We start from the raw sequence: 22,401 nt of genomic DNA on the forward strand, positions 1-22,401 counted from the left end.
GAAAGGCTCCGAGAGGCGAGCGACCACCCCTCGGAGCCGTTGATGACGTTCTAGTACCGGTAGTGGTCCGACTTGTACGGGCCCTCGACGTGGACGCCGATGTAGGAGGCCTGCTCCTTCGTCAGCTCGGTGAGCTTCACGCCCAGGGCGTCGAGGTGCAGGCGGGCGACCTTCTCGTCCAGGTGCTTGGGCAGCGTGTACACCCCGATCGGGTACTCCGAGGTCTTCGTGAACAGCTCGATCTGCGCGATCACCTGGTTGGTGAACGAGTTGGACATGACGAAGCTGGGGTGGCCGGTCGCGCAGCCCAGGTTCATCAGGCGGCCCTCGGCGAGGACGATGATCGAGTGCCCGTCGGGGAAGACCCACTCGTCGACCTGGGGCTTGATGTTGTTCTTGACGATGCCCTCGATGCGGCCCAGGCCGGCCATGTCGATCTCGTTGTCGAAGTGGCCGATGTTGGACACGATCGCCTGGTGCTTCATCTTCGCCATGTGCGCGGCGGTGATGATGTTGAAGTTGCCGGTGCAGGTGACGAAGATGTCGGCGATGCCGACGACCTCGTCCAGCGTGGTGACCTGGAAGCCGTCCATGGCCGCCTGGAGCGCGCAGATCGGGTCGATCTCGGTGACGATGACGCGGGCGCCCTGGCCGCGCAGCGCGTCGGCGCAGCCCTTGCCGACGTCGCCGTAGCCGGCGACCACGGCCACCTTGCCGCCGATCAGCACGTCGGTGGCGCGGTTGAGGCCGTCGATGACGGAGTGGCGGCAGCCGTACTTGTTGTCGAACTTCGACTTGGTGACGGAGTCGTTGACGTTGATCGCCGGGAAGAGGAGCTGGCCGTTCTTGTGCATCTCGTAGAGGCGGTGCACGCCGGTCGTGGTCTCCTCGGTGACGCCCTTGATGCTCTCGGCGATCCGGGTCCACCTCTTGTCGGCGCCGACCGTGCGGGTGAGCAGGTCGATGATGACGTGCCACTCCTCCGGGTCCTCGGCCGTGGCCGGGGGTACGGCGCCGGCCTTCTCGTACTCGGCGCCCTTGTGCACGAGGAGGGTCGCGTCGCCGCCGTCGTCGAGGATCATGTTGGGCGCGTCGCCGTCAGGCCAGGTGAGCGCCTGCTCCGTGCACCACCAGTACTCCTCCAGCGTCTCGCCCTTCCAGGCGAACACCGGGACGCCCTGCGGGTCGTCCACCGTGCCGTTGGGGCCGACGACGACCGCGGCGGCGGCGTGGTCCTGGGTGGAGAAGATGTTGCAGCTCACCCAGCGCACCTCGGCGCCGAGGGCGACCAGCGTCTCGATGAGGACGGCCGTCTGGATCGTCATGTGCAGGGAGCCCATGATCTTCGCGCCGCGAAGGGGCTGGGAGGCCGCGTACTCCTTGCGGACCGCCATGAGGCCGGGCATCTCGTGCTCGGCGAGCCGGATTTCCTTACGGCCGAAGTCGGCAAGTGAAAGGTCTGCGACCTTGAAGTCCATCGGGTTTCCCCTCGCGTCACTGATGGTTGTCGCCGACGAGTCTAGGCGGCGCTCGTACGGGGGCGCATCTCGCGGACGGCCAATCTGACGTAAGAATGTAAGAATGCGCATCACGGAAGCGGCCAAGCGGCTCGGCATGTCCCCACGAATGCTCCGATACCGGGAGGCACTCGGCCTGCTCCCACCGGTTCGCGAGCAGGGGGCACACCGGCGCTTCGGGCCTGACGAGCTGGCCGCCGTGGCTCAGGGGGTGGAGCTGGAGAAACGGTTCGACGTGTCGCCGGCGGAGCTGGCGTTCGCGCTGCGGGTGCTGAGCGAGCCGACGGTGGCGGCCGCCGTACGCGACCTCGGGATCCGCATCGGCCGCATCCAGGTACCCCGCCGCGCCCTGGACTTCGAGAAGGAGAAGGCCCTGCGCCTGCTGCGCCCCTCCAACGGGACCCGCTGAACGGGCGGCGGCACGCCCGCCGCCCAGCTCGCGGGCCGGTTCAGCCGGAGGCGGAGGTGCTCCTGAGCCGGTCCAGGTCCGGCTCCAGGTAGATCACCCGTGCGATCGGCACGACCGCACGAATCCGCTGCTCGGCCTCGTCGATGCCGCGCGCCACCTCGGCCGCCGTGTCGTTGTGCTCGACGGCGATCTTCGCGGCCACCAGCAGCTCCTCGGGACCCAGGTGCAGCGTGCGCATGTGGATGACGCGCGACACCTCGGGCGCCCCTTCGAGCGCGGTCCTGATCTGGTCCTCCACGTCGGGCGAGGCGCCCTCGCCGACGAGCAGCGACTTGGTCTCGATGGCCAGCACGACCGCGATCACGGCCAGCAGCACGCCGATCATCAGGGTGCCGATGCCGTCCCAGACGCCGTCGCCGGTGACGACCGCCATCGTCACGCCGAACAGCGCGAAGATCAGGCCGAGCAGCGCGCCCAGGTCCTCCAGCAGGATGACGGGCAGCTCCGGCGACTTGGAGCGGCGGATGAACGCCACCCATGACTGCTTGCCGCGGACCGCGTTCGATTCGATGATCGCCGTACGGAACGAGAACGCCTCGGCGATGATCGCGAAGATCAGCACCGCGAACGCCCAGATGGGCGCCTCCACCTTGTGCGGGTCGGAGATCTTGTGCACGCCCTCGTAAAGCGAGAACGCCGCGCCGATCGTGAACAGCACCACGGCCACCACGAAGGCGTAGAAGTAACGCTCGCGCCCGTACCCGAACGGGTGCTCCTTCGTCCTGGCCCTGGCCGCCCGCTTGCCGCCGACCAGCAGCAACACCTGGTTGCCCGAGTCGGCGACGGAGTGGATGCCCTCCGCCAGCATCGAGGAGGATCCGGTGAAGAACGCTGCCACGAATTTGGCCACGGCAATGGACAGGTTCGCGACCAAGGCCGCAACGATTGCTTTGGTTCCGCCGCTCGCGCTCACCGATCTGCTCCAGTCATTAAGATCACCTACAAAGGCCCGATAGGGGATCCTATTGGGAAATCCTTGCCTTTACCTCAGTGATCGCTGACACAGAGGTCGGATCGATGTCATAACCCAGCGCCAGATAGGTGCTCGCGTAGTCGCCGAGCCCGATGAGGCTCGCCATGCGCTCCAGCGGATGCACTCCGTCGGCCGTCAGCTCGGTGACCGGCACGTCGCGCTCGCGTGCCAGCCGCAGCGACGCCTCGCGCCGCCGCGTCACCTGAGGATGCTCCTCGACATCGCGCAGGACGACGAGCCTGAGCGTGCGGCTCGCCGTGTCGGCGAAGATGTCGCGCTCGGCCATCGGCCCGTCGAGGGCCGCCACCTGGTGGTGGTCGGCCTCGGGCAGCTCGCCGTGGATGGCGGGATACTTCGCGTTCGCACCGAGCTGGCACACCAGCCGGTACGCCGCCACGGACGCCGCCGGAGACGACCCCCAGACCATCGGCACGCTCTCGGCCAGGTCCATCGCCAGCGACTTGCCCGGATTGATGAACGACTCGCTCGACGGACGGCACCGGTGCGCCAGGTCCTCCAGCGACCTGGCCACCCGTTCGAACAGGTCGGCGTCCACGGACACCAGCCGCAGCGCCGCCGCCGCCACGATCGGGGGGATGCTCAGCAGCCACAGGTTCGCCCTGGACTGGCCGGTGACCGGCACCGGCACGTAGACGGCCGACGCCTGCCTGGCGATGGCCTCCAGCGGGGTGCCGGGAGCGCCGACGCCGAGCAGCGTGCAGCCGCGCCGCACCGCCTGGGTGGCGACCGACAGCGTCTCCTCGGTCTCGCCCGAGCCGGAGACGGCGATGACCAGGTCCGTCGCCCCCACCCAGCCGGGGAGCTGGTAGGAGCGCAGGGTCACGATCGGCAGCGGCGCGCCGTTGCCGACGACCGCCGCCAGGATGTCGCCGGCGATGGCGGAGCCGCCCATGCCCGCGACCACGATGGCGCGCGGGCGCCCGTGGTCGGCCAGGCGGTCGAGGCGGGCCTCGACCGCGGTGCGGTAGCCGGTGCGTACGTGCGCCGCGGAGGCCGCGACCGCCGGGAGCATGCCGCCAGGATCGCCCTCGCCGAGGTGACGCTGGTCGTCAAGCCGCTCCGGCTCCCAGGTCACGGCTTCCTGGCCTCGTCGACGAGCAGGACGGGAATGTCATCCCGGACCGGGTAGATCAGGCCGCAGCCGGTGCAGACGAGCTCTTCCGCCTCGTTCTCGGCCCGCAGCGGGGCCTTGCACGCCGGGCAGGCGAGGATCTCCAGCAGCCAGTCGTCGATCTTCACTCTGACACCTTTCCCACAATGGCGAGGACCTCGTCCCTGATCGCCGTCATCTTGCTCTCGTCGGCCGCCTCGGCGTTCAGCCTGAGCAGCGGCTCGGTGTTGGAGGCCCGCAGGTTGAACCACCAGCCGGACCCGCTCACGGTCAGCCCGTCGAGCTCGTCGAACTCCCCGCGCCCCGCGAACGCCTCCCGCACCCGCCGCAGCGCCTCCGCCTGGTCGGACACCGCGCTGTTGACCTCGCCCGAGGCGTGGTAACGCGAGTAGGACTCGACGACCTGCGACAGCGGCCGCTCCTGCTCTCCCAGCGCGGCCAGCACGTGCATGGCGGCCAGCATCCCCGAGTCGGCGAACCAGAAGTCCCTGAAGTAGTAGTGGGCCGAGTGCTCACCGCCGAACACGGCGCCCGACCTGGCCATCTCCGCCTTGATGAACGAGTGGCCCACCCGCGTGCGCACCGGCACGCCGCCGTGCTCGCGCACGATCTCCGGCACGCCGAGCGAGGTGATCAGGTTGTGGATGATCGTGGCGCCGGGGTACTTGGCCAGCTCGCGCACCGCGACCAGGGCCGTGATCGCCGACGGCGAGACCGACTCGCCCCGCTCGTCGATCACCCAGCACCGGTCGGCGTCGCCGTCGAAGGCGAGCCCCAGGTCGGCGCCGCTGTCGATGACCGCGCGCTGCAGGTCGCGGAGGTTCTGCGGCTCCAGCGGGTTGGCCTCGTGGTTGGGGAAGGAGCCGTCGAGCTCGAAGTAGAGGGCGGTCAGCTCGACCGGCAGCCCCTCGAACACGGCGGGAACGGTGTGACCGCCCATCCCGTTGCCCGCGTCGACGACCACCTTCAGCGGCCTGATGCCACTCAGGTCGACCAGCCCGCGCAGGTGGTCGGCGTAGCCCTGGAGCAGGTCCTTCTCGATCACGGAACCGCTGGGCGTGGCCGTCACCCCGACCAGCTCCGCCGCCCTGTCGCGGATCTCCGTCAGCCCCGTGTCGCCGCCGATCGGCACCGCGCCGGAGCGGCACATCTTCATGCCGTTGTAGCGGGCGGGGTTGTGGCTGGCGGTGAACATCACCCCGGGCAGCCCCAGGCTGCCGCTGGCGTAGTAGAGCAGGTCGGTCGAGCCCAGCCCGGCGTGCACCACGTCGGCGCGGCGCGAGCGGGCGCCCCGGATGAACGCCTCCGCCAGCAGCGGGGACGACTCGCGCATGTCATGCGCGACCACCACCGACTGGGCCCCTGTCACCTCGACGAACGCCGCCCCCACGGCCTCCGCGGTCGGCTCGTCCAGCTCGTCGGGCACCACCCCGCGAACGTCGTACGCTTTGAAGATCTTGGCGAGGTCGCCCACTCTCCAGCTCCGCCCCTCGGTCGTGTCCGCCCGTACAGGACGAGCCTACCGGTCGCGGTGCTGCTGGGCCGATCTCAGAACGCGCAGGTGCCCGCGGCGGCTCACCTCGACGCCCTGCCCGACCGGCTCGCCCCCACCGGACGACGTGGGCCGCGCGGCCTCCCTGACCGCGTTGGCCAGCGCTTCGAGATCGTCGGAGCTGGGCGAGGCGCCGTCCGTCGGCAGCCGCACCACCTCCCAGCCGCGGGGGGCGGTCAGCCGCTCGGCGTGTTCGGCGCACAGGTCATAACAGTGTGGCTCCGCGTACGTCGCCAGAGGGCCGAGAACTGCGGTCGAGTCGGCGTATACGTACGTGAGCGTGAAGACGGCAGGCTGGCTGCACGCGGTGCGGGAACAGCGGCGGACGGGGCTCACGGAGGGACCGTATCTGGTAAGAGTGCGAGGCGCCACTACCTGAGCGCTCTTAACGAGCGTGTCGCCACAATTCGGACACCTGTCGCAGCGTTTCCACCCACATGCCCCGAACCCTCCTCCGCTCTCGACGGCATCGCCCTCCCCGGCTTCCCCACCTCGTGACCTGGCCAATCCTTCGCACCCCTTCGATCTTCCCCGCGACGGGGACGCGGCGCCCCGATCTCCTCCCGGCGACGCTTCCGGGGATCGGGGGAAGCGGCCCCGTACACTTGCACACGTGACACCCAGGCGCGGTCCCAGACGGCGCGATCGCCACGGCCGCGGCCTCCGCGGCCCGCTCGCCCCCTCCCATGTCCCCATGGCCAAGTCCCGCAGCGAACGCTTCGACGACCTGGTGCTCGACGCGGTCGACCGCCTCAGGCCCCGCTGGGAGAGGCAGCTGTCGGCGGTGGAGTTCGCGGTGGAGGAGGTACCGCCGCTGAGCGAGCTGGGCGACGGCCCCCGCCTCAACTCCGACCCGATCCCGTTCGGCCGCGCGGACGCCGCCACCGGCCAGTCCCCCGCCTCCATCGTGGTGTACCGCAGGCCGCTGGAGGCCCGCGCCAGGGACAGGGACACGCTGGGGGCGATGGTCCACGACACGGTGGTGGAGCAGGTGGCCACGCTGCTGGGCCTGGCCCCGGAGACCGTGGACCCCGGCTACGACGACCGCCGCTGAGCCCACGGCCTTGTGTCAAGACCGGCGGTTGACAAACGTCATACGAGACCGGTGAGACCGGCGTCTACCGCCGTCCCCCCGCCACCCGCATCATCGAGACATGACGAAGAACAGCAGCCCCATCACCCCGAACTGGGCGGTCGGACTCGGCTCCGGGCTGTGCCTCGGGGTGGCACTCGGCCTCGCGCTGTCCAACCTCGCGCTCGGCATCTCCCTGGCGGTGTGCTTCGGCGTCTCGCTCTCGTACGCGCTGGGCAAGAAGGCCGACGACGGGCCCGAGCCGGAGCGTCCCGAGCAGTGAGCTCCGCCGGCCTCGGCCGGATCATGACCTCCGCCGCCCCGGCCGGATCAGAGCGTGAGACAGCCCACGAGCGGGACTTCCGGCGGGACGGTCGCGGCGGCCGCGGGGTCGGCGACCGTGCCGGTGGTGCAGTTGGCCATCAGCACCGGATCCATCTTCTGGACCGACTCCAGGACCGCGACCTTGCTGGGATCGACCACGGCGTGCGCGGCCGGGGCGGGCAGGAACAGCCCGGCCGCGGCGGCGATCACCCCGGCGACGGCGATCCTGCGGGGGAAAGTCTGCATGAGAACCTCCTCGGTATGTCTGCGGACTATCACCCTCTGCCACCACCTCGCCGTGACGCAAGGTAGCGGATAGTTACGTTGAGTTATCCTCGCCGTGGTGCATCTCTTGCCCCATCGGTCAGTCGGGCATCTCTTGCCCCACCGGCCCTCAACTCGGCAGCGTAAGCCCGGCGGCTCGTAGACCGGGGCCATCGCCAAGAGCCTCACCGTACGCACGCCGCACCACCAGCGCCACCCCCGACGCCAACGCGGCGAGCCGCCGCTTCTCTGTCTCCGGGCGGCGGGTTGACTCCGGCCCATCCAGCGCTTCATTATGAACATAGGTTCATGAACAGTCGTTCACAGAGCAGGGAGCGCTGATGGAATCGATCGTCAACACCGAGCAGGCAGAGGCGTGGAACGGGTACGAGGGCCGGCACTGGGCCGACCACCACGACCGCTACGACGCCACGAACAGCGGCTTCAACGAGCCTCTACTGGAGTCGGCGGGGATCGGGGCCGGCGACCGGGTGCTCGACCTCGGCTGCGGCAACGGGCAGATCACCAGGCTCGCCGCCCGCCACGGCCGGCACGCCGTCGGAGTGGACCTGTCGGAGCCGATGCTGGCGCGGGCACGGTCGGTGGCCGCCGCCGAGGGCGTACGGAACGTCACCTTCGAGCGGGGCGACGTCCAGGTCCACCCGTTCGAGACGGGCTCGTTCGACGTGGCGGTCAGCCGGTTCGCCGTGATGTTCTTCAGCGACCCTGTCGCCGCGTTCGCCAACGTCGCGCGGGCGCTCCGGCCCGGTGGCCGCCTCGCCTTCGTGACGCTGAAGGACCCGGCCGGAACGGACCTGGGCAAGGTCCTGGCCGCCATCAGCGGACTCCTGCCCGGCTGGCAGTCGCCGTCCACCCCGGACCGCCCCGGCCCGCTCTCCCTCGCCGGCCCCGACCGGATCCGCGAGGTGCTCACCCGAGCGGGCTTCGCCGGCATCACGGTGACCCCCGTGGAAGCCATGGCCGAGCTGGGCAGCAACGCCTCGGACGCGGCCGAGTTCTTCAGCGGCTGGGGCCCCGTCCACCACCACCTCGCCGGCGCCGACCCGGCCCCGGTCCGCACGGCCCTGGAGGCGGTGTTCCGCGACTTCGACGACGGGAACGCCGTCCGCCTCCGGAACACCGCCTGGCTGGTCCGCGCCGACCGCTGAGCAGCCCTCGCCCGGCCGGCCGAGCGAAAGCACGAGCTGCCGCCCGACCGGCTGAGCACACGCACACGCACATGCCGTACGGCATCGCATTCGACCTCGATACGGTGTCCTGGTGTCACCGAGAAAAGCGCCGGCACTCCACGGGACCGACCTCAGCCTGCGCGAACACCTGATCGCCACGGCCACCCGCCTGATCGCCGAACGCGGCACCACCGGCCTGACCGTCCGCACCATCGCCCGCGAGGCCGGCGTGGCCGACGGAGTGCTCTACAACCACTTCGCCGACAAGGAAGAACTGCTGGCACTCGCCGTACGCGCCCACGTCCGCACAGTGGGCCGGCACCTGGGCGAACTGCCCACCCCCGGCCACGGTTCCGTCCGGGACAACCTGCGGGCCCACATCGTGTACGGCGTCGCGTTCCACAAGGCGGTGCTCCCGGCGTTCGCCGGACTGATCGGCCAGCCGAAGGTCCTCGACGCGTTCACCGCGAGCGGTGCGCCAGGAGAGGACTGGCGTGATCAGCTCCGTGGATATCTGCTGGCCGAGGTCGAGCTGGGGCGGCTTGCCGCGGATGCCAGCGTTGACGCGGCCGTGGCGATGATCGTCGGCGTCTGTCACGAGACGGTGCTCACGGGGCTGCTGTACGACGCCTCCGCTCCACACGGGCTGAGCGACGAGTTCGTCGACGACCTGGTCGGCACCGTACTGAACGGCATCGGGCAGGCGCGGCCGTAGGCGGTCGCGGAGGCCGCGAGCCGTCGCAGAGGCCATGAGATCGCGGAAGGACCGGCCGGCTTGCGGAAGGACAGGGCGCTGCGGGAGGCGGGAGGCGCGGCCGGGCCGGAGATGGTGGTGGCAGCGACCTGAGCCCTTCGACGAGTTCGAGAACGATTCACGGGGCGAGCAGCAGTTGTGGCGGATCGCGTGGTGGGGAGACGGATGGGGGGTGTGGCCCGGCGATGCCGACCCCCTCACCACCCCACCGGTCTACAGCACGCTGAACATCCCACGGGGCGACTCGGACACGGCCGGAGGCTGGGCGGTCGGCGTCGTGCCCCCGCATCCGCGCAATCGCATCCGTTGCTCACACCGGGGAGACCCCGCCGCACCCTTCACGTGATCGGCTCAGGACGCTCACGATCCACGCTGCCGCTGCTCGTCCCCTCTGTGACCTTGAAGCTCTCTCCGTTGCGGAAGGTTCCGGTAATGGAGGCCTTTCCGCGGTAAATCCCATCCCTGCGCGCCACTTCATACCAGTCCTCCATGAAGCCCGGCCTTGTGCTCGATGGCGATCCGCATCATGGAGACCCTGATGACGTCTTGGTCGCAGGTGACGTGAAGGGTGGCACGAACCTTGGGCGCCGCCGTACCCATTCGGACGGCGGCTGGCGGTCCCCCCGAATTCTGGCAGCCGTGCTGCCCCGCTGCATGGCTGGTACTGCTCCCCATCGGTGCGCACGCGGTGGGGCCGCGGCGAGGGTGACAGCCATCCGGGAAGCGCGAGGGGCCGGCAGTCCCTCGCCCGGGGTGTGGGGGCGTGCCCCCACAGGGCTCTGCCCGAGCCGTCTTCGGCGAAGCGCGTCTCAGTGGGAGGACCGTGCAGTTCCCCCCGGACCTTCCGAGGGGTTCAGGGCAGGACCACGCCGTACGTGTGGGTCAGGGGTGGAAGCATGGTGAACATGCGGGCCGGGGCCAGGGGCTGGGTGGTGAGGAGGACGCCTGATTTGTGGCGTTCCTCCACCAGTCTGCTGCCGTAGACCTCGCCTGCCACCGGCGTGATCACCACCGCGAAGTCGCCCTTCGCCTTCAGTTTCACCGCCCGCGTCCGGCCCGCCGGGATGTCCACGTCGAACGGGGTCTCCGCGGTTCCCTTGGGCGGCAGTACCTGGACGCGGACCTTGCCGGGTTGCGGGCCGAGCGCCGTCAGCAGGAGTTGCGAGCCGGCGGCGTTGCGGGCTACGGCGCTGCCCAGGGCCAGGGACGGGGTGCCGGCGGTGAAGGCGACGTCCGAGCGTTCGCCGGTGCCGGTGGCGATCAGGCCGGCGACGATCGGGGTGCGGGAGGTGAGGACGAGGGCGGCGGCGGAGCCGGCCACGCCTGTGGTGACGTCCAGGGCGGTCACGCTGCCCGCCGGTACGTCCAGCGTCTCCCTGCCCTTCATCGCGTACTCCGCGTCCTCGGTCACCGCCTTGACCTCGACGACGGTGTCGGTCTCGCCGGGGGCCGCCACGAGGAGCCGGCGCAGGCCGCCGCCTCCGGGGATGCCCGGTACGACGACGCGGGTGGCCGGCGGGGCGGCCGCGGGGAGCCAGTCCACGCCACCCGCCTCCGGTGCCGCCCTGGCCGCGACGGCGACGCGGCCGAACGTGGTGGTGACGCTCACGGCCATCACGTCGGCCGACGGGGCCAGGGTCTTGAGGTCGATCTCCCGGTGCTCGCCCGGTGCGATCTCCAGGCCGAGGCCGGCTTCGCTGGAGATCCTGCCCTCCGCCGCGTACACCTGGACGTCCGCCAGCGCGGGCGCCTTGTCGGCGTTCGTGAGGTGGAGGCGTACGTCGGTGTTCGCCGGGCCGGGGCCCAGCAGCCAGGTCTCGGGGGCGGGCTCCGTGCAGCGGACCCCTGCCAGGCCGCGGCCGGCGCCCGCGGTGGCGCGGGTCAGGTAGCCGGCCTCCAGGCCGCCCGGGCCCTTGGTCACGTACGGCTTGCCGTTCTCCATGGTCTCGCCGTTGAGCGTGCCCGGGAGGTACACGTTGACCTGCTCGCCCTTCGTGCCCGGGCACACCGCGGTGACCGACTCCACGGCGACCTTGCGCGGTTGTGCGGGGGCGGGCGGGGTCACGGCGGGTCTGGTGACGTACGCGATGCCGTACGTGGCCGTCAGGGACACGATGACCAGCACCAGCAGGCCGAACCTGTTGTCCACGAACCTCTTCGTCGCCCTGGGTTCCGCCGCCCGCATCATGCACCCGCCAGTGCCACGGCGGGTGCGTCAGTGGGTTCGGGCTGGCGGCGGCCGGGGGAGGCGAGGAGGGCGGCCACCAGGAGCAGCGCGGCCTGCGTCCAGAGCCACACCGTGTGGAGGATGCTCACCGGCTCGGCGGGGACGCGGGTGACCGGCTCGGCCAGGCGCCACAGGCCGCCGCCCGTGTCCGACAGGCTCATGCGTTCCAGGGCAGGCTGGGAGTCGAGGGTTCTGGCCAGTGCGGGCGAGACCGGGGGCGCGACGGCGACCATCGCGATGCCCTGCGCGGCCAGTGTGGCGGCGTCGCCGCCGCGACCGCCGACGAGGCCCTGCACGGCCGCGCCCACCCGGTCGCGGGCCTGGTCCGCGACGGGCAGCTCCGCCTCGCCGATCAGCGGCGTACGCCCGTGCAGCACGGCGAACCCCGGCCCCTTGATCACCAGCGTGCGTTCCCCCTGTGTCGTACGGGCGGCGGCGAGCGCCGGCATCACGTCCCTGGCGTCGCCCACGAGCGGCCCGCGTACCCCGTTGACCACCCAGTAGCCGGCCGCCAGCAGCGGCGTGCTGAACGCCACCGCCACCATCACCGTCGCCCCCGCCCGCCGCAGCCCGCCCCCGGCACGCAGCTCGGTGAGGCGGTGGGCGGTCAGGCCCACGAGGACCACCAGCCCCGTCCCCGCGATCGCCAGCGGCACCCCCGGCCACACCTTCGCCCCCTCGACCGTGATGCGGCTGACCAGGACGCCCGCCAGCACCCCGTACAGCGCGACGCCCCAGCCGATGGCGACGATCAGGCGCTGGCGGCGCATGAGCAGCGCGGCGAGCGCCGCCGCCAGCAGGCCCGCCGTCACCCAGAACGGCGGCAGCCCCGGGCCGCCCGGGCTGAGCGCCAGCAGGGACTCGGCGGAGAGAGACGGGTCCACCAGGGCCGGGTCGTGCAGGCCGGCCTCCAGGAGGAACCTGCCGGGGTTCGTCACCAGACCGGCCGTCCAGGGCAGCAGCAGGATCGGCGGCACGGCCAGCGCGATCGCCATGGACACCAGCACCTCACGGCTCACCCGCCCGCCCGCATCTCCACGGCCGGGAGCACCACGGCTCAGAGCACCACGGTTCAGAACGCCGCGCCCGACGCCACGGCCCCGGCCTCGCCGCCCGGCGCCCCGTTCACGACGACCACCTTCACCGAGACCGGCACCACCGGACCCGCCGCTGCCGGTGACCGGGGTGGCCCCAGCGACCGGCGCGGTGCCGCCGAACGGAGTGGTGCCGCCGAACGGGGCAGTGCCGCCCATCGGGGTGGTGTCGCGTAGCGGGGTGGTGCCGGTGTCCGAGGCGTCGGCCGCGTCTTGCCCCCGCGCCCCGACCAGCCTCCCGAGCCCGACCGCCCCCACCACCCCCAGCACCGCGAACAGCGGATACACCAGCGGCACGAACGCCATCCCCACCGCCACCCACAACCCCAACGCCCAGGCACCCCGCCGGGCCCGCCTCCGGTCAGGCGCCAGCAGGACGATCCCGAGCAGCCAGGCGTACACGGGAAGCAGCACGAACACCACGGCCGTCCCCAGGCGCCCGCCCGAGATGGCCCCCGTGGCGACCGGCAGCAGCGCGTACGTCCCCGCCGCCCAGGCCCGGGCGGGCACGGACGGGATGAGGTGCCGGGTGGCCAGGTACGCTGTCGCGCCGGCCAGCGGCACCGAGCCGAGCAGCAGCACGGAGACGGCCAGCCAGGTCTTGCCGAAGGCGAGCGTGGACAGGGCGGCGAGCACGGCCACGTACGGCGGCGCGGGCGAGGTGGAGCCGAGCCCCACGTCGTGGAAGCCCTCCAGGTAGAACGTCCACAGGTCGGCGGCGCCGCCCGTCACCGGCACGAGTGCGCCGCCGCCGAGCCGTTCGCCGCCCAGCAGCGACCGCTCGGCCAGGAGTGAGACGACGGTCAGCGCGAACATGAGGATGACGCCGGGCCGGCCGATGAAGCGCTGGAAGGCGCCGGTGTCGGAGGGCGGGACGGCGTCCTGCTCCTCGGCGTGGGCGGCGTGGGCCGCGTGGTGGTGCTGGCCGGCGGCGTCGACCGGGGCCTCGCCGGCGAGGAAGCTCTGCACCATGTCGGTGAGGCGCCGGTAGGCCGCACCCCGAGGGGTCATTAGCCGCTTTATGCGGATATATCCCTTCTTGCGGCCATGACGGCGGGCCCGCCGCGCCCGCAGCAGCCTGAACGGGTGCACCAGGACCGAGCCCATGGCCACGACCTCGTCCAGCGCGTTCGCGGGCTGCTTGCTGACGATGAACAGCAGCGTACGGAAGAAGGACCCGAGCACGTTCCGCAGCAGCGCCCACATCATCGCCATGAACGGCAGGTTCGCCATCACCACGAAGATCGCGTTGCGCCGGTCCAGGCGGCGCGGATGGTCGCCGCTGACCGTGATGCGCCGCCGCCTGCGGGCCGCCGCCTCGGCGTGCCAAGCCACCGCGGAGGTCACGTTCAGCACCTTGTGCCCGGCGTTGCGCACCCGCCAGCACAGGTCGAGATCGTCGCGGAACAGCGGCAGGAACGGATCGAGCCCGCCCGCCTGCTCCCACACGTCCCGCCTGATCAGCATCCCGGCCGTGGACACCGACAGGACCTCCCGCGTCCCGTCGTGCTGCCCCTGATCGAACTCGCGCGGCTCCAGCCCCGTGTCCCTGCGCCCGGTACGGCCGACGGTGACGCCGATCTCCAGCAGCCGCCTGCGGTCGATCCAGTCGAGCAGCTTGGGGCCGAGCACGGCGGCCTTGGGATCCTGCTCCGCCGCGCTCAGCAACATCTCCAGCGCGCGCCTGTCGGGGGCGCAGTCGTCGTGGAGCAGCCAGATCCACTCGTCGCGCCCGCCGGAAGGCAGCCGGTCGAGCACCTTGGCGACCGCGTCGCCGAAACCGGTGGAGCGGGGCAGGGAGATCAGGGCGCCGGGGCCGAGCGTCTGGCCCAGCAGGTCGGCCGAGCCGTCCCTGCTGCCGTTGTCGACGCCCGCCACGCGGTCCGGCCTGCGGCTCTGGTTGATCAGCGCGCGCAGGGTCTCCCCGAGCCAGCGCGCGCCGTCATGGGCGACGACGATCGCGGTGACGTAGGGACGTGACATGGGTGGGTGACTCCTGGGGGGAAGATCAGGCGGCCCCACCATACAGGTGCAAGCCGTTCAGGAGATGCGAAAAGGGTCACACGGCTTCCCGCGTGACCCCTTCCCCCCTTATGACTACACCGCCTGGCGCTTGATCCGTCTGCGCTCCCGCTCGGACAGCCCACCCCAGATGCCGAACCGCTCATCGTGCTCGAGTGCGTATTCCAGGCACTCTGCACGGACCTCGCACGATCGGCAGACCTTCTTGGCCTCTCGGGTGGAGCCGCCCTTCTCCGGGAAGAACGCCTCCGGATCCGTCTGAGCGCACAACGCACGCTCCTGCCAGCCGAGTTCTTCAGCGTCAAGCTGATCCTGTGCGATGACCGGATCGGTCACTGCACACCTCCCTGCCGCCCGCCCGCAATGGAGCCCCCCATGGACGCCTTCCTTATTACCCACCCACAGGAAGGCGTAACAACATGGTTGTAATTACACGCGTGTGCTGTACGTGGCGTCAAGCGGCATGCAGGTATCCGGGGAAAGACCAGATCTCGCCCCGGTGTGCTCGGCATGTGATGTTCGCACCCGGACCGACGCCTGACGGGCAGGGCATCGGCCTGGCTCGTTCAACGCTCTCAGCGGTCGGAACCGTACCAGGGCGGGAAAGACGCCCGCCCGTGGCCCACCTTCTCTCTAGCCGTTCATTGCCGGTCCGTTACCTGCGTGGCTCATTGGGGGTGTATATGGCTGTCGGGTCGATCGGGTCGTCCCCGGGACGGCGGTGGTCGCCGCCGAAGCCGCCTCCCAGCGACGTGGGATCGATCCGCATCGTCGACTCGCCGCCCTGCGCGTCCGCCGGCCAGCCGCCCTGCTGCGGTTGCTGCGGGGCCTGGTGGGTGGGCTGGTACTGGCCCTGCTGGGGCTCGTATCCACCCTGCTGGGGCTGCTGCTGGGGCTGCTGGGGGTGCTGCTGGGGGTGCTGCTGGGGGTGCTGCTGGGGGTGCTGCTGGGGGTGGCCGAACGGGTCGTCGTACGGCCTGCTCTGCTGGCCGCCGTACTCGGGGACGCGCAGCTCGGGCTGGGTGCCGACGTTCGACTGGTACGTCTCCGCCTGCTGGTAGGCGTCCATGAGCTGCTGCGAACGCGGGTCGACCGGCGGGTCGGGCTCCTGGTAGGCGGCCGGGGTGGCGTACTCGTGCCCTGAGTAGCCCGTGAACGGCTGGCCGCCCTGCTGCTGGCCGCCCTGCTGCTGGCCGCCCTGCTGCTGGTCGAAGGCGCTCTGCCCGAAGTAGGGCTGCTGCTGGCCGAACTGGTCGGCCTGCGGCGGGTATTGCGTGTTCGGCGTCGTCTCGCCGGACGAGTAGCCCTGGTCGGCGGGGGGCGCGTACGGGTTGGGCTGCTGGTCCGCGGGAGCGTACAGGCCCGCCTGCTCGGCGGGGGCGTACGGGGCCGCCTGCTGATCGGCGGGGGGCGCGTACGCGCCGGCCTGCTGGTCGGCGGGAGCGTAGGGGTTCGGCTGCTGGTCCGCGGGGGCGTACGGGCCGGGCTGCTGGTCCGCGGGCATGGGGAAGGGGTCGTTCCCGGGGGGCGCGTACGGGTTGTGGCTGGCCTGGCCGTACAGGTTCGGCTGGCTGTCGGCGGGGACGTAGGGGGCGGGGGTGTACTCGCCGGCGGGCGGGGTGGCGTACTCCGGAGCCGGGGCCGAGGGGGCCGTGTCGGCCGGGGTGTACTGGCCGAAGCCCTCGGGGGTGTAGGGCTCGGGCTGGTCGGAGGGGGCGGCGGGGAGCGCGCCCCTGATGTGCGGGGCCGGCTGCGGGCTGTAGGCGGCGGCCTGGGGCTCGGGCTGCTCCGGCTGGCCGCCGAAGCTGGGCGGCTGCTGGCCGTAGCCGGGGGTGGAGGGCGGCTGCTGCGCGTAGCCCGGAGTCGAGGGAGGCTGCTGCCCGTAGCCCGGGGTCGAGGGGGGCTGCTGAGCGTAACCGGGCGTGGAGGGGGGCTGCTGGCCGTAGCCCGGGGCGGGCTGGCCGTAGGCGGGGGCCGAGGGGGGCTGCTGGCCGTAACCAGGCTGCTGGCCCGGCATCGGCTGCTGGCCGTAGCCGGGCTGCTGGCCCGGCATCGGCTGCTGGCCGTACGCCGAGGCCGCCTGCGGGTCCTGCTGACCGGAGGGCGGCTGCTGACCGTACGCGGGCGCGGCCTGCGGGTCCTGCATGCCGGACGGGGGCTGCTGGCCGAAACCGGGCTGGCCCGGGGCGGGCTGCTGACCGTAGGCGGGGGCGCCCTGCGGGTCAGCGCCGAAACCAGGCTGGCCCGGCGTGGGCTGGCCGGGCGCGGGCTGCTGACCGAAGCCGGGCTGGCCGTAGCCGGGGCCCGCCTGGGGCTGGCCCTGGGCGTTGTACTGCTGGTCGAAGAACCCGGGCTGCGGGCCGAACTGGCCGTGGTACACCTGCGCGGCCGGCCGCTCCGGCAGCACCTGCGGCAGCAGGTAGACCAGCGCGATGGCGGTCAGCGCGAGGGTTGGCACCCCGAGGAGCACGTACTCGATCGTGCCCCGGGCCCCGCCTCCGGCGAACAGCCCGGCGAGCAGCGCGAGCATGCCGAACACGGCGGCGAGCAGCAGCCCGGCGGCGGCGCCGTACACGATCGGCTTGGCCTTGGCCGACGGCTCGCCCACCTTGGTGACCAGCAACACGGCACCGAGCAGCAACGCCGTCACGACCGGGCTCGTCACACCCGAGAAGTTCGAGACCGCGCGCTCCGTGAAGGACGACGAGCCGATCAGGATGTGCCCGATCGCCAGCACCACGTTGAGCAACCCGGCGACGAGCATGACCCAGGCGCCCGGCTCCTTGAGCCGGGCAACGTCAATTTTGCTCACAACTACCCCCATCGGACCCTTTAGCCCGAAGGGAGTTTGCCACATCACTGACTCACCTGCCGGGAGTCCCAGGAACCTCTTCCATATCAAATCGCCCAATACCTGCCAGTACACCGATGACAAAAGGCTGAAAACCAGTCCCAAGACGGCGCTGTCAGAGCCCGATGGAAGACTGGGCCGCATGCACATCGTGTCACTAGCCGGCGGCATCGGCGGCGCCCGCTTCCTCAGGGGGCTGCGCGCCACCGCACCCGACGCCTCGATCACCGTCATCGGCAACACCGGCGACGACATCACCCTGTACGGCCTGCGGGTCTGCCCCGACCTCGACACCGTGATGTACACCCTGGGCAACGGCATCGACGAGGAGCAGGGCTGGGGCCGGGCCAAGGAGAGCCACGTCGTCAAGGAGGAGCTGGCCGCGTACGGCGTCGAGCCGCAGTGGTTCGGGCTGGGCGACCGCGACTTCGCCACCCACATCGTGCGCTCGCAGATGCTGGAGGCCGGCTACCCGCTCTCGCAGATCACGCAGGCGCTCTGCGCCCGCTGGCAGCCCGGCGTGCGGCTGCTGCCGATGAGCGACGACCGCTGCGAGACGCACGTCGTGATCGAGGACGAGCGCGGCAAGCGCGCGATCCACTTCCAGGAGTGGTGGGTACGCCTGCGCGCCTCCGTGCCCGCCCAGTCGTTCGCGCTGGTCGGGGTCGACACCGCCAAGCCGGCCCCCGGCGTGCTGGAGGCCATCGAGCAGGCCGACGTGGTGATCCTGCCGCCGTCGAACCCGGTCGTGAGCATCGGCACGATCCTCCAGGTCCCCGGCATCCGCGAGGCCCTGCTGCCCAAGACCGTGGTGGGCGTCTCCCCGATCATCGGGGGCGCGCCGGTGCGGGGCATGGCCGACGCCTGCCTGACGGCGATCGGGGTGGAGACGACCGCGCAGGCGGTGCTGGAGCTGTACGGCCCTGAGCTGATCGACGGCTGGCTGGTGGCCGAGGAGGACGCCGGGGTGGCGCTCGACGGCGTGCGCGTGCTCGCCCGCCCGATCCTCATGCACGACGCCCAGGCCGCGGCCGGCATCGCGCGCGCGGCCCTCGACCTGGCCCAGGAGCTCGCCCAGTGACTCGTGTCGAAGTGATCCCGGTGACCGGTATCGGGGAGGTGCGGCAGGGCGACGACCTCGCTGCGCTGCTCGCCGGCGCCGAGCTGCGTGACGGCGACATCGTCGTGATCACCTCCAAGATCGTGAGCAAGGCCGAGGGCCGGCTGCGTCAGGCACCCGATCGCACCCAGGCCATCCTGGAGGAGACCGAGCGCGTGGTCGCCAGGCGCGGCGACACCGTGATCTCCCAAACCAGGCACGGCTTCGTCATGGCCGCCGCCGGGGTCGACGCCTCCAACACCGAGCAGGGCACCGTGCTGCTCCTCCCGGAGGACTCCGACGCCTCGGCCAGGCGCATCAGGGCGGGCCTGGGCGGGCGCGTCGGGGTGATCGTGTCCGACACGTTCGGGCGGCCGTGGCGCAACGGGCTGACCGACGTGGCCATCGGCGTGGCCGGCGTGCGGCCGCTCGACGACTACCGTGGCGCGTCCGACTCCTACGGCAACCAGCTCAGCGCCACGGTCACGGCCCTGGCCGACGAGATCGCGAGCGCGGCGGAGCTGGTCAAGGGCAAGCTCGCCGGGGTCCCCGTGGCGATCGTGCGCGGGCTGGCGCACCTGGTGACCGAGGACGACGGGCCGGGGGTCCGGCCGCTGGTGCGGCCGGCCGACGACGACCTGTTCCGTTACGGGTCGCGGGACGTGGTGTTCGCCCGCCGTACGATCAGGGAGTTCTCCGAGCGGCCGGTCGATCCGGAGGCGGTGCGCAGGGCGGTCGCGGCCGGCATCGCGGCGCCGGCGCCGCACCACACGACGCCGTGGCGGTTCGTGCTGCTGGAGTCGCCGCAGACCAGGACGAAGCTGCTCGACGCGATGCGCGAGGCGTGGATCGCCGACCTGCGCGGCGACGGGTTCTCCGAGCAGTCGATCGCCAAGCGGGTCAAGCGGGGCGACGTGCTGCGCAACGCCCCTTACCTGGTGGTGCCGTGCCTGGTGATGGAGGGCTCGCACACCTACAGGGACGATCGGCGCAACGCCTCGGAGCGGGAGATGTTCATCGTGGCGACGGGCGCCGGGGTGGAGAACTTCCTGATCCAGCTCGCCGTGGAGGGGCTCGGCTCGGCGTGGGTGTCGTCCACGATGTTCTGCCGCCCGGTCGTCCGCGAGGTGCTCGACCTGCCCGATTCGTGGGATCCGATGGGCTGCGTGGCCGTCGGTCATGCCGCCGCGCCGCCGCGCGACCGGGCGCCGCGCGACCCCGCCGACTTCATCGTCACGCGCTGACAGGCGGTCAACAGGGCGTTTACCGTTAGGAAACTTTCCTTTACATTGGGGCCATCCCCCCATGTGAAGGAGCAACTTCATGAGAAGGACGCTCACGTTAGTCGCCGTGGTGGTGATCGCGGTCGCCACCACGGTGTTCAACACCACCCCGGCGTTCGCGCACGGCTACGTGCTCACGCCACCCTCCCGCCAGGCGAACTGCGCCCAGGGCAAGGTCTCCAACTGCGGCAACATCATCTACGAGCCGCAGAGCGTGGAAGGCCCGAAGGGGCTGCGTAGCTGCCACGCCAACCTCGGCCAGTTCGCGCAGCTCAGCGACGAGAGCAAGCCCTGGCCCGTCGCCTCGGTGGGCACCTCGGTGACGTTCACCTGGACGTTCACCGCCAGGCACGCGACGCTGAACTACGAGTACTACATCGGCAACAACCGGGTGGCCGTGTTCAACGGCAACGGCCAGCAGCCGCCGCAGACGATCTCGCACACGGTGAACTTCTCCGGCTACTCGGGCAGGCAGAAGGTCCTGGCCATCTGGAACATCTCGGACACGGCCAACGCCTTCTACTCCTGCGTCGACCTGAACATCGGCGGCGGTGGCGGCAACCCGACCCCGACGCCCACCCCGACCGTCACGCCGACCCCCACTCCGACGCCGACCCCGACGGCGACCACGCCGTCCGGCACCTGGAGAGCCGGCACGGCCTACGCCGCCGGCAACACCGTCACCTACAACGGCGCCACCTACCGGTGCCTCCAGGCGCACACCGCCCTCGCGGGCTGGGAGCCGCCGAACGTGCCCGCCCTCTGGGCCCGCGCGTGACCCCTGGCCGGCCGTCGCGACCACCTCGCGGCGGCCGGCCCGCTACGCCGGCGGCTTGCAGGTGGGGTGGCACAGGCGGCGGGCCAGGGCCGCCAGGAAGACGTCGATGATCTCCCCCGGCTCCTCGGCCTCGTGCAGGGACCCGTTCGTGGCGGCCGTGATCTGCGACAGGCCGGCCCGGTCCACCCCCTTGCCGAACGCGATCACGATGATCTGCACGGGCCGGTCCGGGTTCCACTCCCGCCGCAGGCGGTCGAGCAGCTGCGCCAGGTCGGTGCCCTTGCCGTCGTCCCGCCCCGCCGTGATCACCAGGAGGGCGTTGTTCATCTCCTCCCGGTAGTCGCTGCTCACCCTGCGGAACCCGCTGAGGATCGCGTCGTACAGGGAGCTGTCCCGCTTCGGATGGGCGGTGATCGTGCTGGTCAGCTGGTCGAGCCGGCTCCTCCGGATCACCTGACCCGTCTCGGGCTCGTTGATCGGCCCGAGCCCGACGTGCTGCCGGTAGTCCCTGATCCCGCCCGCACCGTCGGCGAACTCCCACAGCCCCATGTGGGTGGAGTCGGGGAAGAGCTGGAGCCCGATCTTGGCCGCGTCGAGCGCCACGCTCACCCGGGTCCTGCCGTTCAGCGGCTCGGCCATGTGCTTGGAGGTGTCGGCCAGCACGAGGATGTTGGTCGGCGGGGCGAGCCGGCTCCACGCGCGCAGCGCCTCGTCGATGTCCTGCGGCGACACCGACGACCTGGTCTTCGGGGCGGCGGCGGGGATCTGCGGGCCGGGCGAGATCGGGCCCTGCGTGCCATCGCCCGACCGGAAGCCGGCCCGCCGGACGATCTCCTGCGCCTGCGCGCCCTTCAGCCAGCCGGCGAAGACGGTGGAGGCCTCGGCGACGTCGGGGTCGGCGGCGGTGACGACGTACGGGTAGTCGAGGCTGATCGTGCCCTCGCGCGGGTGCAGCGCCACGACCGGGTCGGCGGACGGCCGCAGGTTGTGGTGCCACACCGACTGCTCGGGCACGATGACGACGGGCCGCTGCCAGAACGTGTGGTCGTCCACGGCGGCCAGCATGCTGCGGTAGTCGGGCGCGGACCCGGCCTGGGCCCAGCGGACGAACGCGGTCAGCGCCTTGTCGGCGTCCGGCCCGGTGCCGACGACGTCCCTGGCGGCGGCCACGGTGGCGATGCCCGCCCCGGCCAGGGAGGGGTCGGGCACCCGTACGACGTCCGGCTCGTCCGCGTTGGGCGTCAGCCGCCCGCGTACGGTCGAGGGGAAGACCATCCGCCAGTTCATCTCCGTCTGCCCCACCGAGAAGCGCTGGGCCAGCGACGCCCGGGTGGCGAAGACGAGCGGCGAGGTCGCCACCACGCTCTCCCCCGCGGGGAGCGAGCTGGCGCCCTGCTGGCGGGCCAGCCTGATCCAGGCCGAGGAGTCGGCGATCCAGCCGTCGGGCCGCTCGGCCAGCACGCCCGCCCGGTCGCCGATCAGCGTGCGCAGGACCGTGGCCGGCGGCTGCTCGGTCACCTGGACCAGCACGCACCGGCCGCCCACGGCCGTCTTCGTCTCGTTGAACCGGCCCGCCGCCTCCATGACCGCCGGGGCCACGTCCACCGCGGCGGCCACGTCGACCAGAACAGGCTCTCGTGTGCTGCACAGCACCCCGCCGCCGCCGAAGACCACGACGAGGCCGGCCGCGACGATGGCCACGGCCGTCAGCCCTGCCAGCATGCCGCGCCGGAACGCCTTCCTCCGTCGCTGCTCGGGGGACAGCGCGGCGCGGTGCCGACCCAACCGCACGGTGAAAAC

Annotated in this window: 20 protein-coding genes; 8 read left to right on the forward strand and 12 right to left on the reverse strand. The window is 71.6% G+C overall.

Translation table 11 applies throughout. From position 1 onward, the window contains the following. Positions 1-50 precede the first annotated feature (50 nt). Entirely contained in the window at positions 51-1,478 is a 1,428-nt protein-coding gene (gene ahcY / locus HD593_RS50315; protein WP_185109970.1) for an adenosylhomocysteinase, read from the reverse strand. Between the two features lie 103 nt (positions 1,479-1,581). Between ahcY and HD593_RS50320 the strand changes: the two genes are divergently transcribed. Continuing rightward, complete coding sequence (locus HD593_RS50320) at positions 1,582-1,926, forward strand: MerR family transcriptional regulator (protein WP_185109971.1); 345 nt, start codon at positions 1,582-1,584, stop codon at positions 1,924-1,926. Between the two features lie 40 nt (positions 1,927-1,966). Here HD593_RS50320 and HD593_RS50325 read toward each other — a convergent pair whose 3' ends face one another. From HD593_RS50325 to HD593_RS50345, 5 genes are read right to left on the reverse strand one after another with little or no spacing between them, the layout of a single operon-like run. After that, positions 1,967-2,899 carry a cation diffusion facilitator family transporter gene (locus HD593_RS50325; RefSeq protein ID WP_185109972.1) on the reverse strand — a complete coding sequence of 311 codons (933 nt, stop codon included), beginning with the start codon at positions 2,897-2,899 and terminating at the stop codon, positions 1,967-1,969. Positions 2,900-2,948: 49 nt separating this feature from the next. After that, entirely contained in the window at positions 2,949-4,055 is a 1,107-nt protein-coding gene (locus tag HD593_RS50330) for an SIS domain-containing protein (protein ID WP_185109973.1), read from the reverse strand. Then, positions 4,052-4,219 (reverse strand): Trm112 family protein, encoded by a 168-nt coding sequence (locus tag HD593_RS50335; RefSeq protein WP_080042874.1) that lies wholly within the window; start codon positions 4,217-4,219, stop codon positions 4,052-4,054. The genes HD593_RS50330 and HD593_RS50335 overlap by 4 nt, the downstream gene beginning before the upstream one ends. Next, positions 4,216-5,565, reverse strand: coding sequence for a phosphomannomutase/phosphoglucomutase (locus HD593_RS50340; RefSeq protein ID WP_185109974.1), 1,350 nt, complete (start codon positions 5,563-5,565; stop codon positions 4,216-4,218). Before HD593_RS50340 ends, HD593_RS50335 begins: the two co-directional genes overlap by 4 nt. A gap of 45 nt (positions 5,566-5,610) precedes the next feature. Continuing rightward, positions 5,611-5,979, reverse strand: a complete 369-nt coding sequence (locus tag HD593_RS50345; RefSeq protein ID WP_080042876.1) for a DUF3499 domain-containing protein — start codon at positions 5,977-5,979, stop codon at positions 5,611-5,613. Between the two features lie 358 nt (positions 5,980-6,337). Here HD593_RS50345 and HD593_RS50350 point away from each other — a divergent pair, with 358 nt between their 5' ends. After that, entirely contained in the window at positions 6,338-6,697 is a 360-nt protein-coding gene (locus HD593_RS50350; RefSeq protein WP_221525372.1) for a metallopeptidase family protein, read from the forward strand. Between the two features lie 100 nt (positions 6,698-6,797). Further along, positions 6,798-6,998 carry a glycine zipper domain-containing protein gene (locus HD593_RS50355; protein ID WP_185109976.1) on the forward strand — a complete coding sequence of 67 codons (201 nt, stop codon included), beginning with the start codon at positions 6,798-6,800 and terminating at the stop codon, positions 6,996-6,998. 47 nt (positions 6,999-7,045) lie between these two features. Here HD593_RS50355 and HD593_RS50360 read toward each other — a convergent pair whose 3' ends face one another. Continuing rightward, positions 7,046-7,285 carry a hypothetical protein gene (locus HD593_RS50360; protein WP_185109977.1) on the reverse strand — a complete coding sequence of 80 codons (240 nt, stop codon included), beginning with the start codon at positions 7,283-7,285 and terminating at the stop codon, positions 7,046-7,048. Positions 7,286-7,644: 359 nt separating this feature from the next. On the opposite strand from HD593_RS50360, the gene HD593_RS50365 reads away from it, so the two are divergent. Both HD593_RS50365 and HD593_RS50370 read left to right on the forward strand, forming a co-directional pair. Continuing rightward, on the forward strand, positions 7,645-8,472 hold the full coding sequence (locus tag HD593_RS50365) for a class I SAM-dependent methyltransferase (protein WP_185109978.1): 828 nt from the start codon (positions 7,645-7,647) through the stop codon (positions 8,470-8,472). 112 nt (positions 8,473-8,584) lie between these two features. Continuing rightward, complete coding sequence (locus HD593_RS50370; protein WP_185109979.1) at positions 8,585-9,208, forward strand: TetR/AcrR family transcriptional regulator; 624 nt, start codon at positions 8,585-8,587, stop codon at positions 9,206-9,208. Between the two features lie 892 nt (positions 9,209-10,100). Here HD593_RS50370 and HD593_RS50375 read toward each other — a convergent pair. The 4 genes from HD593_RS50375 to HD593_RS50390 form a co-directional block, all read right to left on the reverse strand. Next, positions 10,101-11,396 (reverse strand): DUF5719 family protein, encoded by a 1,296-nt coding sequence (locus tag HD593_RS50375; protein WP_312904327.1) that lies wholly within the window; start codon positions 11,394-11,396, stop codon positions 10,101-10,103. A 35-nt stretch (positions 11,397-11,431) separates the two neighbouring features. Beyond that, entirely contained in the window at positions 11,432-14,551 is a 3,120-nt protein-coding gene (locus HD593_RS64045; protein WP_281402520.1) for a glycosyltransferase family 2 protein, read from the reverse strand. A 114-nt stretch (positions 14,552-14,665) separates the two neighbouring features. After that, positions 14,666-14,926 (reverse strand): WhiB family transcriptional regulator, encoded by a 261-nt coding sequence (locus HD593_RS50385; protein WP_020546325.1) that lies wholly within the window; start codon positions 14,924-14,926, stop codon positions 14,666-14,668. Positions 14,927-15,245: 319 nt separating this feature from the next. Continuing rightward, positions 15,246-17,402: a hypothetical protein gene (locus HD593_RS50390; protein ID WP_185109980.1), complete on the reverse strand. Its 2,157-nt coding sequence runs from the start codon at positions 17,400-17,402 to the stop codon at positions 15,246-15,248. A gap of 181 nt (positions 17,403-17,583) precedes the next feature. Between HD593_RS50390 and cofD the strand changes: the two genes are divergently transcribed. The 3 genes from cofD to HD593_RS50405 all read left to right on the forward strand — a co-directional run bounded on the left by cofD (position 17,584) and on the right by HD593_RS50405 (position 20,601). Next, positions 17,584-18,522 carry a 2-phospho-L-lactate transferase gene (gene cofD / locus HD593_RS62835; RefSeq protein ID WP_185109981.1) on the forward strand — a complete coding sequence of 313 codons (939 nt, stop codon included), beginning with the start codon at positions 17,584-17,586 and terminating at the stop codon, positions 18,520-18,522. Further along, a complete protein-coding gene (locus HD593_RS50400) occupies positions 18,519-19,784 on the forward strand; it encodes a coenzyme F420-0:L-glutamate ligase (RefSeq protein WP_185109982.1) in 1,266 nt (421 codons plus the stop codon). The genes cofD and HD593_RS50400 overlap by 4 nt, the downstream gene beginning before the upstream one ends. Before the next feature lie 79 nt (positions 19,785-19,863). Continuing rightward, a complete protein-coding gene (locus tag HD593_RS50405) occupies positions 19,864-20,601 on the forward strand; it encodes a lytic polysaccharide monooxygenase (protein ID WP_185109983.1) in 738 nt (245 codons plus the stop codon). Positions 20,602-20,643: 42 nt separating this feature from the next. Here the strand turns inward: HD593_RS50405 and HD593_RS50410 are convergent, their stop codons facing one another. Further along, the gene (locus HD593_RS50410; protein WP_312904328.1) at positions 20,644-22,392 is read right to left on the reverse strand and encodes a substrate-binding and VWA domain-containing protein; all 1,749 of its coding nucleotides are present in this window, start codon (positions 22,390-22,392) and stop codon (positions 20,644-20,646) included. Between the last annotated feature and the right edge of the window lie 9 nt (positions 22,393-22,401).

The organism is Nonomuraea rubra, from assembly GCF_014207985.1.
Lineage (GTDB): Bacteria > Actinomycetota > Actinomycetes > Streptosporangiales > Streptosporangiaceae > Nonomuraea > Nonomuraea rubra.

Bases quoted from the DNA above. Each gene is read 5' to 3' on its own strand.
- HD593_RS50365 (WP_185109978.1), top strand. From the start codon at position 7,645: ATGGAATCGATCGTCAACACCGAGCAGGCAGAGGCGTGGAACGGGTAC.
- HD593_RS50350 (WP_221525372.1), top strand. From the start codon at position 6,338: ATGGCCAAGTCCCGCAGCGAACGCTTCGACGACCTGGTGCTCGACGCG.
- HD593_RS50360 (WP_185109977.1), bottom strand. From the start codon at position 7,285: ATGCAGACTTTCCCCCGCAGGATCGCCGTCGCCGGGGTGATCGCCGCC.
- HD593_RS64045 (WP_281402520.1), bottom strand. From the start codon at position 14,551: ATGTCACGTCCCTACGTCACCGCGATCGTCGTCGCCCATGACGGCGCG.
- HD593_RS50355 (WP_185109976.1), top strand. From the start codon at position 6,798: ATGACGAAGAACAGCAGCCCCATCACCCCGAACTGGGCGGTCGGACTC.
- ahcY (WP_185109970.1), bottom strand. From the start codon at position 1,478: ATGGACTTCAAGGTCGCAGACCTTTCACTTGCCGACTTCGGCCGTAAG.
- HD593_RS50405 (WP_185109983.1), top strand. From the start codon at position 19,864: ATGAGAAGGACGCTCACGTTAGTCGCCGTGGTGGTGATCGCGGTCGCC.
- HD593_RS50320 (WP_185109971.1), top strand. From the start codon at position 1,582: ATGCGCATCACGGAAGCGGCCAAGCGGCTCGGCATGTCCCCACGAATG.
- cofD (WP_185109981.1), top strand. From the start codon at position 17,584: ATGCACATCGTGTCACTAGCCGGCGGCATCGGCGGCGCCCGCTTCCTC.